A 14997-nucleotide genomic window follows, 5' to 3' on the forward strand; every position below is an offset into this window, starting at 1 on the left:
GGTCAGTCGTTCTTGTGCAGGGCGGTGTTCAACTCGACACCGCCGGCCTTCCACGGCACGACCTCGACCGCGCCGGTGACCGAGTTGCGGCGGAACAGCAGGTTGGACTGTCCGCTGAGATCGCGGGCCTTGACGACCGTGCCGTCCGGGCCGGTGACCTTGGTGCCCGCGGTGACGTACGCGCCCGCCTCGACGACGCAGTCGTCGCCGAGCGAGATGCCCAGCCCCGAGTTCGCGCCGAGCAGGCAGCGCTCGCCGATCGAGATGGTCTCCTTGCCGCCGCCCGACAGCGTGCCCATGATCGACGCACCGCCACCGACGTCGGACCCGTCGCCGACCACCACACCCGCGGAGACGCGGCCCTCGATCATCGAGTGGCCGAGCGTGCCCGCGTTGAAATTGACGAAGCCTTCGTGCATCACGGTGGTGCCGGACGCGAGGTGCGCGCCGAGGCGCACGCGGTCGGCGTCGGCGATGCGCACGCCCGAGGGCACGACGTAGTCGACCATGCGCGGGAACTTGTCGACCGAGAAGACCGTGACGACGCCCTTGACGCGCAGCCGCGAACGGACCTGCTCGAAGGTGTCGACCGCGCACGGGCCGTAGTTCGTCCAGACGACATTGGCGAGCAGACCGAACTGGCCGTCGAGGTTGATCTCGTGCGGCTTGACCAGCCGATGAGACAGCAGGTGCAACCGGAGGTAGACGTCGTGCGCGTCGACCGGTGGAGCCGAAAGGTCGGTGACGGTGGTGCGCACGACGACGAGGTCGACTTCGCGGGCCTGGTCGGGACCGGCCGCGAGTGCGAGGTCGGTGGGGATGTCGGCGCCCTCGAGCACCTCGGTGCCCGGCTTGTCGTACTTGCCCAGCTCGGGGGCGGGGAACCACGTGTCCAGGACGACGCCACCGGTGGTGATGTTGGCGAGGCCGACGGCCGTTGCTCCCTGCAACTGTGCGGAACTGTCTGTACTCACGTGCATTGAGGTTACTGGGTGGACGACGCGGGGATGTGGGCGGTTCGTCCTACGCTGTGATCGTGAAGTCACTCGATCTGCATGCCGACCCCGTCGATCTCACGGCCGCGCTGGTGGACGTCCCGAGCGTGTCGCGCGACGAGCAGGCCCTCGCCGACGCGGTCGAGGCGGCGTTGCGCGAGCAGACCACGGGCTTCGAGGTCGTCCGCAACGGCAACGCGGTGCTCGCCCGCACCGACCGGGGGCTGCCCCGCCGCGTCGTGCTCGCGGGCCATCTCGACACCGTGCCGATCGCCGACAACGTCCCGTCGCGACGCGAAGGCGATCTGATGTACGGGTGCGGCACGGTCGACATGAAGTCCGGCGACGCCGTGTTCCTGCACCTCGCGGCCACGATCGCGGAGCCTGCGCACGACCTCACGCTCGTGTTCTACGACTGCGAGGAGATCGCGGCCGTGTACAACGGCCTCGGCCGAATCGAACGCGAGTTGCCCGAGTGGCTCGCGGGAGACGTCGCGATCCTCGGTGAGCCCACCGCGGGGCTGATCGAGGCAGGCTGCCAGGGCACCCTGCGCGTGCGCCTCACCGCCGACGGCGTGCGCGCGCACTCGGCGCGCTCGTGGCTGGGCGACAACGCGATCCACAAGTTCGGCGAGGCGCTCACGCGGCTGTCGTCGTACGACGCCCGTTCGGTCGACATCGACGGGTGTGTGTACCGCGAGGGCTTGTCGGCCGTGCGCATCGAGGGCGGCGTCGCAGGAAATGTCGTCCCCGACGAGGCGACCATGGACGTCAACTTCCGGTTCGCGCCCGACCGCTCCACCGATCAGGCCGTCGAACACGTGCGCGAGGTGTTCGACGGACTCGGACTCGGCTTCGAGATCACCGACCTGTCGCCGGGCGCGCTGCCGGGCCTCGGTGCGCCTGCCGCTGCGGATCTCGTCGCCGCGGCGGGCGGACGCGTCCGCGCGAAGTACGGGTGGACCGACGTCTCACGGTTCGCGGCGCTCGGTATCCCCGCCGTCAACTTCGGTCCCGGCGACCCGAATCTCGCGCACACCCGCGACGAAAACGTTCCGGTCGGCCAGATCACCGAGGTCGCGTCGGTGCTGCGCAGTTACCTGACGGCAGGCGCGGCCGGCTGACGGGTGAGGCGGCCACCTGATCGAGTGGGGAACTCGCGGCCGGCTCATTAGCCTGGTGCGCATGCCCTCCCCAGAAGATCGCACCGGTCCCACGCGCGGCGTCCGGCAACGCGGCCCGATCCAGATGCGCGGCGATCGGGCCGAACGCACCACCACCGACCAGCGCCTCCTCGACACCCGCGGCCCGACCGACTGGGTGCACACCGATCCGTGGCGCGTGCTGCGGATCCAGGCCGAATTCGTGGAGGGATTCGGGGCGCTGGCCGATGTGCCGCGGGCCGTCACGGTGTTCGGGTCGGCGCGCACGCCGCACGAACACGCCGAGTACACCGCGGGGCGGGAGATCGGGGCGGCGCTCGCGAAGGCCGGCTACGCGGTCATCACGGGTGGCGGTCCCGGCATCATGGAGGCCGCCAACCAGGGCGCATGCGACGCGGAGGGCTTCTCGATCGGGCTCGGTATCGAGTTGCCGTTCGAACAGCGGCTCAACGACTGGGTCGATCTGGGCATCAACTTCCGCTACTTCTTCGCGCGCAAGACGATGTTCGTCAAGTACTCGCAGGCGTTCGTGTGCCTGCCCGGCGGGTTCGGCACGCTCGACGAGCTGTTCGAGGCGCTCACTCTCGTGCAGACGCACAAGATCACGCGGTTCCCGATCATCCTCGTGGGCACCGAGTTCTGGGGCGGACTCGTCGAGTGGATCCGTACGACCGTCGCCGCCCAGGCGAAGATTTCCGCTGCCGATCTCGAGCTTCTGCATGTCACGGACTCGGTCGAGGACGTCGTCGCGATCATCGAGAAGTCGCAGCGCGGCCTCGACGAGAGCGCGCTGATCGGCACCGAGGACGCATGGTGACGCGCGGGCCGTTCTCGGTGTGCGTGTACTGCGCGTCGGGCCCGGTCGCGGACGAGTACCTCGCGCTCGCGGCGGATCTCGGCACCGCGATCGGTGCTCGCGGGTGGCAGCTCGTGTCGGGTGGCGGCAATGTGTCGATGATGGGCGCTGTCGCGCACGCGGCGCGGGCCGCCGGAGCACACACGCTCGGCGTGATCCCGAAGGCGCTCGTGCACCGCGAGGTTGCGGACGTCGACGCGGACGAACTCGTCGTCACCGACACGATGCGTCAGCGCAAGCAGGTCATGGAGGATCGCGCGGACGCGTTCGTGGCACTGCCCGGCGGTATCGGCACCCTCGAAGAGCTGTTCGAAACCTGGACGGCGGGCTGTCTCGGGATGCACGCCAAGCCCGTCGTGCTGCTCGACCCGGTAGGGCACTACACGGGGCTGCTCGACTGGCTGACGTCGATGCCCCGCGGCTTCGTGTCGCAGCGTTCGCTCGACGCGCTGGTGGTCACGACGACGGTGGACGGCGCGCTCGGTGCGTGCGCGGGCGGCGGAAAAGCCGCCGACAGTGAGTGTGACGACCGTTGTTACTCTGAAGTAAGGTGTTCTGACTCATAGCCACGTCGAAGGGGATTCATATGGGCGCGCAGGCACGCGGGGCTGACAAGGTGGGGGCACGCACGACCGTCGGCGTCGTGGACCTGGCGAAACAACTGCCGAGCCTGATACCCGACCTGCCGATCATGGCCAAGGGTGCGCTCGGATTCCTGCGCAAGCCCACCGCCCACGAGTCCATCGGTCACATCTTCCAGAAGGCCGCGCACGCGCATCCGGAACGCCCCTTCGTGCGGTTCGAGGGAAAGACCCTCACGTACGGCGATGCCAACGACCGTGTCAACCGATACGCGCACGCCCTCGAGGGCCTCGGTACCTCGCGCGGCGGAGTCGTCGGAATCCTCGGCAAGAATGCGCCCGAGACGCTGCTGCTCGCCCTCGCCGCCGTCAAGCTCGGTGCCGCCGCGGGCATGCTCAACTACAACCAGCGCGGCGACGTCCTCGCGCACAGCATCGGCCTGCTCGACGCCCAGGTGCTGGTGGTCGGCGAGGGCTGCGCAGAGGCGATCGACTCGCTGGACGGGGCGCCCGCCGCGCGCACCACCGTCACGCTCGCCGACCTCGACAAGCTCGCCGCCGACGAGTCGTCCGCCGATCCTGCGGTCACCGAGCAGATCCTCGCGAAGGAACGCGCCTTCTACATCTTCACGTCGGGCACCACGGGCATGCCGAAGGCGAGCCTCATGAGCCACTTCCGATGGCTCAAGTCGATGTCCGGGCTCGGCAGCCTCGGTGTGCGGCTGCACTCGGACGACGTGCTGTACTGCGCGCTCCCGCTGTACCACAACAACGCGCTCACGGTGTCGCTGTCGTCGGTGCTCGGCTCGGGCGCCGCGCTCGCGATCGGCAGGCAGTTCTCGGCATCCCGGTTCTGGGACGACATCGCGCTCAACGGCGCCACCGGATTCACGTACATCGGCGAGTTGTGCCGGTACCTGCTCAACCAGCCGGCCAAGGCGACCGATGCCGACAACTCGGTGCGCGTGATCGTCGGCAACGGCCTGCGCGCCGAGATCTGGGACGAGTTCAAGGCCCGCTTCGGTATCGACCGCATCGCCGAGTTCTACGGCGCGAGCGAGTGCAACATCGCGTTCATCAACGCGATCGGCGTCGACCGCACCGCCGGCGTGTGCCCGCTGCCGCACGCCGTCGTGGAGTACGACGAGGACTCCGGAGCGCCGCGCCGCCACCCCGACGGCCGCCTGCGCAAGGTGTCCTCGGGCGAGGTCGGGCTGCTGCTGTCCAAGGTCACCGACCGTGCCCCGTTCGACGGCTACACCGACGCCGACGCCACCGACCGCAAGCTCGTGCGCGACGCATTCGGCGACGGTGACTGCTGGTTCGACACCGGCGACCTCGTCCGCAAACAGGGCTGGATGCACGTCGCGTTCGTCGACCGTCTGGGCGACACCTTCCGGTGGAAGGGGGAGAACGTCGCGACCACCGAGGTCGCGGGTGCGCTGGCGATGCACCCGAGTATCGACGACGCCGTCGTCTACGGCGTGCAGATCCCCGGCACCGACGGGCGCGCCGGAATGGCGGCGGTCACGCTGCACGACGGCGAGAAGTTCGACGGCGGCGACCTCGCGCAGTTCCTGTACGACCGGTTGCCGTCGTACGCGGTTCCGCTGTTCGTGCGCATCGTCGATTCGCTCGAGCAGACCTCGACGTTCAAGAGCGTCAAGGTCGCGCTGCGCAACGAGGCCTACGACGTCGACGACCCGTCACGCCTGCATGTCCTGGCCGGCCGCAGTCCCGGCTACGAGCCCGCGTACGACGGCTACGTCGACAAGGTGTCGGCGGGCGCGGTTCCGCGCGGCTGACCGGTCCGCGCGAGCGGCGGGTCGCGTGTCGGCCGCGCTGTGCCTCCCGACGCGGGGGAGTGCAGAATCAGGGCATGGCTGCCTCCCACGAGATCCCCGGCACCGCCGTCCGACCTTCTCCGCAGCCCGCGCCCACGCTGTGTGGCAGGCCCGTCGCGACCGACCGCGCGCTCGTCATGGCGATCGTCAACCGCACACCCGACTCGTTCTACGACCGCGGCGCGACCTTCGGGGACACCGAGGCGATGGCGGCGGTCGCGCGTGCGGTCGACGAGGGTGCCGACCTCGTCGACATCGGGGGCGTCAAGGCGGGACCGGGCGCGGTGGTCGACGAACCCGAGGAGATCCGCCGTGTCGTGCCGTTCGTCGAGGCGATCCGAGGCCGCTATCCCGATCTGCTCGTCAGCGTCGACACGTGGCGCAGCGGGGTGGCCCGCGCGGCGTGCGGTGCGGGTGCCGACCTCGTCAACGACACGTGGGCGGGCGCGGACCCCGAACTCGCGGCCGTCGCCGCCGAACTCGGGGCGGGCATCGTGTGCTCGCACACGGGCGGCGCGCAACCGCGCACGCGGCCGTACCGGGTCCGGTATGCGGACGTGGTCGCGGATGTCGTGACGGAAGTGGTGGGAGCTGCCGAACGCGCCGTGGCGCTCGGCGTCGATCCCGACTCGATCCTGATCGATCCGACCCACGATTTCGGGAAGAACACGTATCACGGGCTCGAACTGTTGCGGCGAGTGGACGTTCTTGTAAACACCGGGTGGCCAGTGCTCATGGCGCTGAGCAACAAGGATTTCATAGGGGAGACTCTGGGTGTAGAACTCGAACAGCGGTTGGAGGGAACATTGGCAGCAACAGCTATGGCCGCCGCAGGGGGAGCCCGCGTCTTCCGCGTGCACGAGGTCGCTCAGACACGCCGCGTCGTCGACATGGTCGCGGCGATCACCGGCACCCGCCGCCCGATGCGCACCGTGCGGGGGCTCGCATGACCATCGCGGGGGCTGCGATGCCCCCCACCGTCTCGCCCGAGGGCTGGGCCGACGCGAACACCTGGGACCAGCCGTCGTGGACGCTCGGCGAACTCGAGCGCGCGAAGCGCGGCCGTACGGTGTCGGTCGTGCTGCCCGCGCTCAACGAGGAGGCCACCGTCGCGGGCGTGCTCGACACGATCCACCCACTGCTCGGCGGGCTCGTCGACGAGCTCATCGTGCTCGACTCGGGTTCGACCGACAGCACCGCGGAGCGGGCGCGTGCGGCGGGAGCCACCGTCGTCACGCGCGAGGACGCGGTGCCGTCGCTCGAGCCGCGGCCCGGCAAGGGCGAGGTGCTGTGGCGCGCGGTCGCCGCGAGCACGGGTGACCTCATCGCGTTCGTCGACTCGGATCTCGTCGATCCCGACCCGGCGTTCGTGCCCAAACTGCTCGGTCCGCTGCTCACGGCCGACGGCATCCACCTGGTCAAGGGCTACTACCGGCGTCCGCTGCGGCTCAGCGGCGCCGAGGAGGCACACGGCGGCGGCCGGGTCACCGAGCTCGTGGCGCGTCCGCTGCTCGCGGCGCTGCGTCCCGAGCTCACCAGCGTGCTGCAACCGCTCGGCGGCGAGTACGCGGGCACGCGCGAGTTGCTCTCCGCGGTGCCCTTCGCACCCGGCTACGGCGTCGAGATCGGGCTTCTCCTCGACACCTACGACCGGCTCGGGCTGTCCGCGATCGGTCAGGTCAATCTCGGAGTCCGCAAGCATCGCAACCGTCCGTTGTCCGAGCTCGGCGTCATGAGCAGGCAGATCATCGGCACGCTCTTGCGGCGCTGCGGCATCGACGACTCGGGCGCGGGGCTCACCCAGTTCCTGGTCGACGGCGACAGCTTCGTCCCGGCCACCACCGACGTCGCGCTCGCCGACCGGCCGGCGATGAACACCGTGCGGCCCTAGCCGTGGACGGCCCCCGATCCGTGACAGGATCGGGGGCATGATCACCGCCGTGCTGTACCTGCTCGTCATGGTCGTGGTGGGCGCACTGCTGTTCTTCGCCGCGTCGGCGGTCTTCGGACGCTCGGAGCAGGCGGCTCCCCTCCCGCCGGGTACCACGGCCACCGTGCTGCCCGCCGACGACGTGTCCGGGGAGGACGTGCGGGCGCTGCGGTTCCAGCAGGTGCTGCGCGGTTACAAGGCGTCCGAGGTCGACTGGGCACTCGATCGCCTCGCCCACGAACTCGACGCGACGCGGCTGCGTGCCGAACGGGCCGAGGACCAGGTGCGCGCACTCACCCGGAAAGGCGAGTCGTAGCGACGCGACTCGTCGGAATCGGGCATCTGCACGAATCGGACACCCGCGGGGGCTCCGGTTCCCGGTTTCGTCACGGATAGGGAACAATGGAGTTACTACCTCGTCGACCGTGGCGGGGCGGTCACACATTGTCGAGGCGCTTGCAGGCAGCGCAGATCTGGAGGGAGCAGAGGATGGCGGCCATGAAGCCCAGGACCGGAGACGGTCCCCTCGAGGCAACCAAAGAAGGGCGAGGAATCGTCATGCGGGTCCCGCTCGAGGGTGGTGGACGCTTGGTCGTCGAGCTCACGCCGGACGAGGCCGCCGCGCTGGGCGACGAGCTCAAGTCGGTCACGAGCTCCTGATCCAGTGACGGACGCCTTCGGGCCCCGCTGCCGCTCCCGGCGCGGGGCCCTTCGCGTGCAGCCGATCCGGCGAGTCCCTCGTGCCTGCTGACCTCCCGCTCGACACGGTGCTCGACGTGCTCGCCTGCCCGGTGTGCGGCGCCGTGCTGTCCCGAACCCACCGCACGCTCACCTGCCCGCACGGGCATGCCTTCGACCTCGCCCGGCAGGGTTACGTGACTCTCGTGTCGGGCGCAGGCAGCCGCTTCGACGGCGACGACGCGGACATGATCGCGGCGCGCGAGCGCTTCCTCGGCACCGGCTGGTTCGCGCCCCTCGCGGACGCGCTCGCCGACGAGGTCGTGCGCACCACGCCTGCCGGTGACGCGGGCACCGTCGTCGAGGTGGGGGCGGGCACGGGCTACTACCTTGCGCACGTCCTGGACCGGCTCGACGCGCGCGGCGGCGGCGTTCCGGCCAGCCGAGGCGTCGGGCTCGACGCGTCGCGGTACGCCGCCCGGCGGATCGCCCGAGTGCACGAGCGTGTGGGAGCCCTCGTCGCGGACGGATGGTCGCGGCTGCCACTCCGCGAAGGCGCCGCGACGCACATGCTGAGCGTGTTCGCGCCCCGCAATGCCGCGGAAGCCGACCGCGTGCTCACCGACGAGGGCGTGATGGTGGTGCTCGCGCCGACCCCGCGCCATCAGCGCGAGCTGATCGAGCCGCTCGGCCTCGTGCACGTCGACGCACACAAGGACGAGCGTCTCGATGCGGCTGTCGCGGGCCGGTTCGTGCGCGACACGCAGCGCAGCGTCGAGTACGCGGCGGCGCTCAGCCGCTCCGACGTCGCGGCGCTCGTGGGTATGGGGCCGTCCACGCGCCACCGCACGCGCGACGAACTCGCCGCCGCGATCGACGCGCTACCCGATCCGCTCGACGTGACCGCGTCGGTCACCCTCTCGACGTTCCGTCGCGCGTGACGCCGGCTCAGCGCCGGGACAACACACTCTCGTAGACGGCGATCGTCTCGCGCGCGATCTGCGCCCAGGAGAACTCGCCGATCGCGCGCAGCCGCCCGGCCCGGCCCATCGCGGCCGCCCGCGCGGGATCGCCGCACAGCGCGTCCACCGCGTCGGCCAGGGTGCGCTCGAACTGTTCCGGCTCGTACGAGTTGTAGTGCACGAGCGTGCCGGTGACCCCGTCCTCGACGACCTCCGGGATGCCGCCGACATCCGACGCGACGACAGCCGTCTCGCATGCCATCGCCTCGAGATTGACGATGCCGAGAGGTTCGTACACCGACGGGCACACGAATACCGTCGCGGCCGCGAGGATTTCGCGGACGTGCTCGGGCGGCAGCATCTCCTGGATCCAGAACACGTTGCCGCGCGCGGCGGTGAGCTCGGCGACCGCACGCTCCGTCTCGGCCGCGATCTCCGGGGTGTCCGGGGCGCCCGCGCACAGCACGAGCTGGATGTCGGGGGCGAAGCGGTGGGCCGCGGCGACGAGATGGCCGACGCCCTTCTGCCGCGTGATGCGCCCGACGAACGCCACGATCGGGCGCTGCGGGTCGATACCGAACCGGGTGAGGACGCCGTGCGTCCCTGGGCCCGGGTGCCACTGCGCGGTGTCGATGCCGTTGCGCACGACGTGGACCCGCGCGGGATCGACGCTCGGATACGCGTCGAGGACGTCGAGTCGCATGCCGTCGCTGACCGCGACGACCGCGTCGGCGTGCTCGACGGCATTGCGTTCGGACCAGGACGAGATGCGATAGCCGCCGCCGAGCTGTTCGGCCTTCCACGGGCGCCGCGGCTCGAGCGAATGCGCGGTGAGCACGTGCGGGATGTCGTACAGCGCGGACGCGAGATGGCCTGCGAGCCCGGTGTACCAGGTGTGCGAATGCACGACGTCGACACCGTGCGCCGCGTCCGCCATACGCAGCTCCGCCGACAACGTGCTGATCGCCGGATTCGCCGTGAGCAGCGCGGGATCGGGCTGGTGCACGTACACGCCGGGCCGGGGGACACCCATGCAGTGCACGTCGACGTCCCACAGTGCGCGCATCTGCTCGACGAGCTGCGTGACGTGCACGCCGGCACCGCCGTACACCTCCGGCGGATACTCCCTGGTCATCATCGCCACCCGCACCCGCTCAAACTATCCGATCGTCGCGCGGGGTGCGGCCCGTCGCCGCCCACCCGCGCGGCGCGCCGTTCGTGCGCTTCGCGTGCGGCTGGTCGTGGCGCCCGATAGGTTTGACCCGTGAGGAGCCAGCCCCATGTGCTTGGAATCGTGCTCGCCGGTGGCGAGGGCAAACGCCTGTACCCGCTGACCGCCGATCGGGCCAAGCCCGCCGTGCCGTTCGGCGGCGCCTACCGGCTCATCGACTTCGTGCTCAGCAATCTGGTCAACGCGGGATACCTGCGGATCTGTGTTCTCACGCAATACAAGTCGCACTCGCTCGATCGTCACATCTCGCAGACCTGGCGGCTGTCGGGGTTCACGGGCGAGTACATCACGCCGGTGCCGGCGCAGCAGCGCCTCGGTCCACGCTGGTACACCGGTTCGGCCGACGCGATCCTGCAGTCGCTCAACCTGGTGTACGACGAGGATCCCGAGTACATCGTCGTCTTCGGCGCCGATCACGTGTACCGCATGGATCCCGAGCAGATGGTGCAGCGGCACATCGAGTCGGGCGCGGGGGTCACCGTCGCAGGCATCAGGGTGCCGCGCAGCGAGGCATTCGCGTTCGGCTGCATCGATTCGGACGAGCAGGGCCGCATCACGCAGTTCCTCGAGAAGCCCGCGCACCCGCCCGGCACCCCCGACGATCCCAACTCGACATTCGCGTCGATGGGCAATTACGTGTTCACCACCAAGGTGCTCGTCGACGCCATCCGGGCCGACTCCGAGAACTCCGACTCCGATCACGACATGGGCGGCGACATCATCCCGGCGCTCGTCGCGGCGGGCGAGGCGCATGTGTACGACTTCGGCGACAACGTCGTGCCGGGCGCCACCGACCGCGACCGTGGTTACTGGCGCGATGTCGGCACCATCGACGCCTTCTACGACGCACACATGGATCTGGTGTCGGTGCACCCGATCTTCAACCTCTACAACCGCCGCTGGCCGATCCGGGGCGAGACGGAGAACCTGCCGCCCGCCAAGTTCGTGCAGGGCGGGCTCGCTCAGGAGTCGATCGTCGGTGCGGGTTCGATCCTGTCGGCTGCCACGGTCCGCAACTCGGTGCTGAGTTCCAACGTCATGGTCGAGGACGGTGCCACCGTCGAGGGCAGCGTGCTCATGCCGGGCGTGCGCGTCGGCAGGGGCGCCGTGGTGCGCAAGGCGATCCTGGACAAGAACGTCGTGGTGGGCGACGGCGAGATCATCGGCGTCGACCTCGAACGCGACCGCCGGCGATTCGCGGTGAGCAAGGGCGGGGTCGTCACGATCGGCAAGGGCATCTGGATCTGACACAGGCCGCGTCGGATCGTCGGGATACGGGCCGCGTCAGATCTTTGCCGCGCAGAGCAGGCCGTCGCCGAGCGGCACGTGTACTTCGATGAGCGCTTCGTCGTCGGCGAGCGCGCGTGCGGCTTCGCGGACCGCGACCGTGCCGGGGTCGCGTTGCGACGCGTCGCCGATCCGGCCGCCGTTGCCCGCGTGGTGCAGCACGATCAGACCGCCCGGACGCAGCAGCCGTACGCCCTCCCGCACGTAGTGGGGGTGGTCGACGGGTGCGGTGTCGACGAACACCAGGTCGTACATGCTGTCGGCGAGCCTCGGCAGAACATCGAGCGCGCTGCCGTTGATCAGCCGGGTGCGTGCGGGCGCGACGCCGTGCGTGCGGAACGAGTCCTTCGCGGTGCGCTGGTGCTCGGGCTCGGCGTCGATGGTGGTGAGGACGCCGTCGTCGCGCATGCCGCGCAGCAGCCACAGGCTGCTGACCCCCGCGCCGGTGCCGACCTCGACGACAGCTTTCGCGTCGAGCATGCGGGCGAACATCGCGAGCGCAGCCCCCACGGCAGGCGACACCGGATCGGCACCGATGTCGACGGCGCGATCGCGGACGACTCCGAGGGCCTCGTCTTCCTGGATCGCGCCCTCCGCGTAGGCGAGAACCCGTTCGGCATTTGTGTGCACGTGAAGAGGCTAGCGTCGCGTCGCGGCGCGCGCTGCCAGGCGCGGCCGAAATTCTCAGGCGGAGCTCAGGTTGTTCACACCACTGCCACACGCGAAGCGAGCAGAGTATTCGCTACACCGGTCCCGAATTTCGATCGGTGACGTCATCGGAGACTACGCCGGGCGGGAACAACCGTCACATCCCGACGGTTGAACCGACCGAACTGTACTCGCCGGTCCGATCAGGAGGATCCACACATTTCGATGGTGAACGACACCAGCGACCCGAACACCACCCACGAGGTGGAGGGCGACGCCGGGCCGCTCTCGGGCACGGCCGCGTTCGATGCCACGGGTGAGCGGTCCGCGATGCCGTCGTGGGACGAGCTCGTCCGCGAGCACGGCGACCGTGTCTACCGCCTCGCGTACCGGCTTTCGGGCAACGCCCAGGACGCCGAGGACCTCACACAGGACACGTTCATCCGCGTGTTCCGATCGCTGTCCGAGTACCAGCCAGGCACGTTCGAGGGCTGGCTGCACCGCATCACGACCAATCTGTTCCTCGACATGGTGCGCAGGCGCAATCGCATCCGCATGGAGGCATTGCCCGAGGACTACGACCGGGTGCCCGGCGACGGGCCGGGTCCCGAGCAGATCTTCCACGACGCTCGATTGGACGCAGATCTGCAGGCCGCGCTCGATTCGCTGGCCCCGGAGTTCCGCGCCGCGGTGGTGCTGTGCGACATCGAGGGACTGTCGTACGAGGAAATCGGTGCCACACTGGGGGTGAAGCTCGGAACGGTGCGCAGCCGGATCCACCGGGGCAGACAGGCCATCCGGGATCACCTGGCGGCGCACGGAAAGTTCGACTCCGATCAGGTCGGAGTTGCGTAAGGATCAGGAGGACGGATGACGCAGGGGCGCATACCTCGCGAGTTCGGCTCCACGGAGCACCTGGCGAGCGAGGCGATTGCCGCCTACGTCGACGGCGAGCTCCGCATGAATGCGTATCTGCGCGCAGCGCATCATCTCGCCCTGTGTCCGTCGTGTGCGGCCGAGGTGGAATCGCAGCAGGAGGCGCGCCGCGCGCTTCGATGCAGCGGCGAACTCGCGATGCCCGCCGCTCTCCAGGGTCTTCTCAACCAGATCCCCAGCTGTCAGCCCCCCGCGGCCCGATCCGACGCGGCGGGCTCCTCGCCGTCGGTGCTCGGTCACGCGGGCAGGCGATGGTCTCGCCGACGCCGCCGTCCCACCGATGAGTGATACTCGTTCGTACATGGACGAGACAGCACGGGCGCGCACGGGCGCGCGAGACGAGGGGGAGCGGCCAGCGTGACGGGATCGACCGACGACAGCGCGGAAGGCACCGGTAGCGCGGAAGGCGCCGGTACGGTGCCGCGTCCGGACGACGCGCCCCGGCTGGAGCCGCGCCCGGTGCAGCGGCCCCGCATCGACGACGCGTCGGCGCACACCTTCGGGCGGCCGTCCGGTGTCAGCGGCTCGTTCGCGCCGGATGCGCACTCGTCGCGCACCGCATCGATTCCGGTCGCCCCGCCTGCCGACCCTGTTCTCGCGGAGGCGTTCGGTCGGCCGCCGGGCGCCGTCGACACCTTGCAGCGCGATCCGGATGCTGCGTCCGATCACGCCGCCGAGCCGGAACAGCCCGCAGATCCGTGGCGCGACCCGGACTCGTCGGTCACGCTCGGCGCCCCCGTCGACGCGCCCCCCACTGCCCCCGAGCCACCCGCGCGCAGGCTTTCGGTGCGCGACGTCCTGCTGGGCGGCGCCGTCGCGCCGCGCTCGCTCGCGGCTCTCGCCGGCGTGGCCCTGCTGATCGGCGTCGTGGGCGGGCTCGTCGCAGTCGCCGCGACGGCCGACCGTGGCCAGCTCACGAGTCAGCGTGTGAGTCTCGTCCAGAACGACGACGGCGACATGGGCGACTCGCCGGTCGCGCAGGTGGCCGACGCGGTGTTGCCGTCGGTCGTGTCGATCCAGGTCGCGGTCGGCGATCAGGGCAGTACCGGATCGGGTGTCGTGATCGACGGCGCCGGTTACATCGTCACCAACAACCACGTGATCTCCTCGGCGGCCAATGCGCCGGGCGATTCGTCGATCCAGGTGATCTTCTCCGACGGCACCAAGACGCGCGCCGAGATCGTCGGGCGCGACGTCAAGATGGACCTCGCGGTGCTCAAGGTGGCTGCCGACAATCTCACGGTCGCGCAGCTCGGCAAGTCCGAGGACATCCACGTCGGCGACAACGTCGTCGCGGTCGGCTCGCCGCTCGGCCTGTCGAAGACCATCACCGCGGGCATCGTGAGCGCGCTCGATCGGCCGTTGCGGTTGTCGGGCGAGGGCACCGACACCAATGCCGTCATCGACGCGGTACAGACGGATGCCGCGATCAACCACGGCAACTCGGGTGGCGCGCTCGTCGACGCGGAAGGCCGCGTCATCGGCATCAACACGGCGATGCTCAGCGAGAGCGGCGGTTCGGTGGGTCTCGGTTTCGCGATCCCGATCGACGAGGTCACCACCGTCGCACAGGCCCTCATCCGTGACGGCGAAATGCATCATCCCGACATCGGCGTCAACGCTCGCACGGTCGTCAACGACGCGACGAGTGGTGCCCAGGTGGCGAATGTGCGGGCCGACGGTCCTGCGGGGCAGGCAGGCATCGTCGAGAACGACGTCATCGTCCGGGTCGGCGACCGGCCGGTCACGAGCGCGGACGAGCTGGTCGTCGCGGTCAATGCGACGACGATCGGCGAACCCGTCACGGTGCAGCTGGTGCGCGACGGCCGCACCGTCGACGTCTCCGTCACGCCCGCCCGCGACTGACGTCCGGGCGCCGGCGCCTG

Annotated in this window: 16 protein-coding genes; 13 read left to right on the forward strand and 3 right to left on the reverse strand. The window is 70.0% G+C overall.

Annotated features, from left to right (window positions below; all coding sequences use genetic code 11):
• Positions 1 to 2: 2 nt before the first annotated feature.
• Positions 3 to 974: a 2,3,4,5-tetrahydropyridine-2,6-dicarboxylate N-succinyltransferase gene (dapD, locus tag HCA44_RS13870; protein ID WP_346764712.1), complete on the reverse strand. Its 972-nt coding sequence runs from the start codon at positions 972 to 974 to the stop codon at positions 3 to 5.
• Between the two features lie 56 nt (positions 975 to 1030).
• On the opposite strand from dapD, the gene dapE reads away from it, so the two are divergent.
• From dapE to HCA44_RS13915, 9 genes are all read left to right on the forward strand, one after another.
• Positions 1031 to 2119, forward strand: coding sequence for a succinyl-diaminopimelate desuccinylase (gene dapE / locus HCA44_RS13875; protein ID WP_169649305.1), 1089 nt, complete (start codon positions 1031 to 1033; stop codon positions 2117 to 2119).
• Between the two features lie 61 nt (positions 2120 to 2180).
• Positions 2181 to 2975, forward strand: coding sequence for a TIGR00730 family Rossman fold protein (locus HCA44_RS13880; protein WP_169649307.1), 795 nt, complete (start codon positions 2181 to 2183; stop codon positions 2973 to 2975).
• Entirely contained in the window at positions 2969 to 3580 is a 612-nt protein-coding gene (locus tag HCA44_RS13885) for a TIGR00730 family Rossman fold protein (RefSeq protein WP_169649309.1), read from the forward strand. The genes HCA44_RS13880 and HCA44_RS13885 overlap by 7 nt, the downstream gene beginning before the upstream one ends.
• 20 nt (positions 3581 to 3600) lie before the next feature.
• Positions 3601 to 5400, forward strand: a complete 1800-nt coding sequence (locus HCA44_RS13890) for a long-chain-acyl-CoA synthetase (RefSeq protein WP_169649311.1) — start codon at positions 3601 to 3603, stop codon at positions 5398 to 5400.
• 74 nt (positions 5401 to 5474) lie between these two features.
• A complete protein-coding gene (gene folP / locus HCA44_RS13895; RefSeq protein WP_169649313.1) occupies positions 5475 to 6389 on the forward strand; it encodes a dihydropteroate synthase in 915 nt (304 codons plus the stop codon).
• Entirely contained in the window at positions 6386 to 7330 is a 945-nt protein-coding gene (locus HCA44_RS13900; protein ID WP_169649315.1) for a glucosyl-3-phosphoglycerate synthase, read from the forward strand. The genes folP and HCA44_RS13900 overlap by 4 nt, the downstream gene beginning before the upstream one ends.
• A gap of 37 nt (positions 7331 to 7367) precedes the next feature.
• Positions 7368 to 7685: a DivIVA domain-containing protein gene (locus HCA44_RS13905; RefSeq protein WP_169649317.1), complete on the forward strand. Its 318-nt coding sequence runs from the start codon at positions 7368 to 7370 to the stop codon at positions 7683 to 7685.
• A 173-nt stretch (positions 7686 to 7858) separates the two neighbouring features.
• Entirely contained in the window at positions 7859 to 8029 is a 171-nt protein-coding gene (locus HCA44_RS13910) for a DUF3117 domain-containing protein (protein ID WP_169649329.1), read from the forward strand.
• Between the two features lie 80 nt (positions 8030 to 8109).
• Positions 8110 to 8988, forward strand: a complete 879-nt coding sequence (locus HCA44_RS13915) for a putative RNA methyltransferase (RefSeq protein ID WP_346764713.1) — start codon at positions 8110 to 8112, stop codon at positions 8986 to 8988.
• A gap of 7 nt (positions 8989 to 8995) precedes the next feature.
• Here the strand turns inward: HCA44_RS13915 and glgA are convergent, their stop codons facing one another.
• A complete protein-coding gene (gene glgA, locus HCA44_RS13920) occupies positions 8996 to 10159 on the reverse strand; it encodes a glycogen synthase (RefSeq protein ID WP_169649331.1) in 1164 nt (387 codons plus the stop codon).
• 114 nt (positions 10160 to 10273) lie between these two features.
• On the opposite strand from glgA, the gene glgC reads away from it, so the two are divergent.
• The gene (glgC, locus tag HCA44_RS13925; protein WP_169649333.1) at positions 10274 to 11488 is read left to right on the forward strand and encodes a glucose-1-phosphate adenylyltransferase; all 1215 of its coding nucleotides are present in this window, start codon (positions 10274 to 10276) and stop codon (positions 11486 to 11488) included.
• Positions 11489 to 11524: 36 nt separating this feature from the next.
• Here the strand turns inward: glgC and HCA44_RS13930 are convergent, their stop codons facing one another.
• Complete coding sequence (locus tag HCA44_RS13930) at positions 11525 to 12157, reverse strand: O-methyltransferase (RefSeq protein ID WP_169649335.1); 633 nt, start codon at positions 12155 to 12157, stop codon at positions 11525 to 11527.
• Between the two features lie 243 nt (positions 12158 to 12400).
• Here HCA44_RS13930 and sigE point away from each other — a divergent pair, with 243 nt between their 5' ends.
• The 3 genes from sigE (at position 12401) to HCA44_RS13945 (ending at position 14977) form a co-directional block, all read left to right on the forward strand.
• On the forward strand, positions 12401 to 13030 hold the full coding sequence (sigE, locus tag HCA44_RS13935) for an RNA polymerase sigma factor SigE (RefSeq protein ID WP_169649337.1): 630 nt from the start codon (positions 12401 to 12403) through the stop codon (positions 13028 to 13030).
• Between the two features lie 15 nt (positions 13031 to 13045).
• Complete coding sequence (locus HCA44_RS13940; RefSeq protein ID WP_240945517.1) at positions 13046 to 13399, forward strand: RNA polymerase subunit sigma-70; 354 nt, start codon at positions 13046 to 13048, stop codon at positions 13397 to 13399.
• Between the two features lie 129 nt (positions 13400 to 13528).
• On the forward strand, positions 13529 to 14977 hold the full coding sequence (locus HCA44_RS13945) for a trypsin-like peptidase domain-containing protein (RefSeq protein WP_346764727.1): 1449 nt from the start codon (positions 13529 to 13531) through the stop codon (positions 14975 to 14977).
• Positions 14978 to 14997: the final 20 nt, after the last annotated feature.

Source organism: Rhodococcus sp. HNM0569 (genome assembly GCF_012726205.1).
Lineage (GTDB): Bacteria > Actinomycetota > Actinomycetes > Mycobacteriales > Mycobacteriaceae > Rhodococcus_F.

Excerpts from the sequence above, each read along its gene's own strand:
- HCA44_RS13880 (WP_169649307.1), top strand. The coding sequence starts at position 2,181 with ATGCCCTCCCCAGAAGATCGCACCGGTCCCACGCGCGGCGTCCGGCAA.
- HCA44_RS13885 (WP_169649309.1), top strand. The coding sequence starts at position 2,969 with ATGGTGACGCGCGGGCCGTTCTCGGTGTGCGTGTACTGCGCGTCGGGC.
- HCA44_RS13890 (WP_169649311.1), top strand. The coding sequence starts at position 3,601 with ATGGGCGCGCAGGCACGCGGGGCTGACAAGGTGGGGGCACGCACGACC.
- folP (WP_169649313.1), top strand. The coding sequence starts at position 5,475 with ATGGCTGCCTCCCACGAGATCCCCGGCACCGCCGTCCGACCTTCTCCG.
- HCA44_RS13900 (WP_169649315.1), top strand. The coding sequence starts at position 6,386 with ATGACCATCGCGGGGGCTGCGATGCCCCCCACCGTCTCGCCCGAGGGC.
- HCA44_RS13905 (WP_169649317.1), top strand. The coding sequence starts at position 7,368 with ATGATCACCGCCGTGCTGTACCTGCTCGTCATGGTCGTGGTGGGCGCA.
- HCA44_RS13910 (WP_169649329.1), top strand. The coding sequence starts at position 7,859 with ATGGCGGCCATGAAGCCCAGGACCGGAGACGGTCCCCTCGAGGCAACC.
- sigE (WP_169649337.1), top strand. The coding sequence starts at position 12,401 with ATGGTGAACGACACCAGCGACCCGAACACCACCCACGAGGTGGAGGGC.
- HCA44_RS13940 (WP_240945517.1), top strand. The coding sequence starts at position 13,046 with ATGACGCAGGGGCGCATACCTCGCGAGTTCGGCTCCACGGAGCACCTG.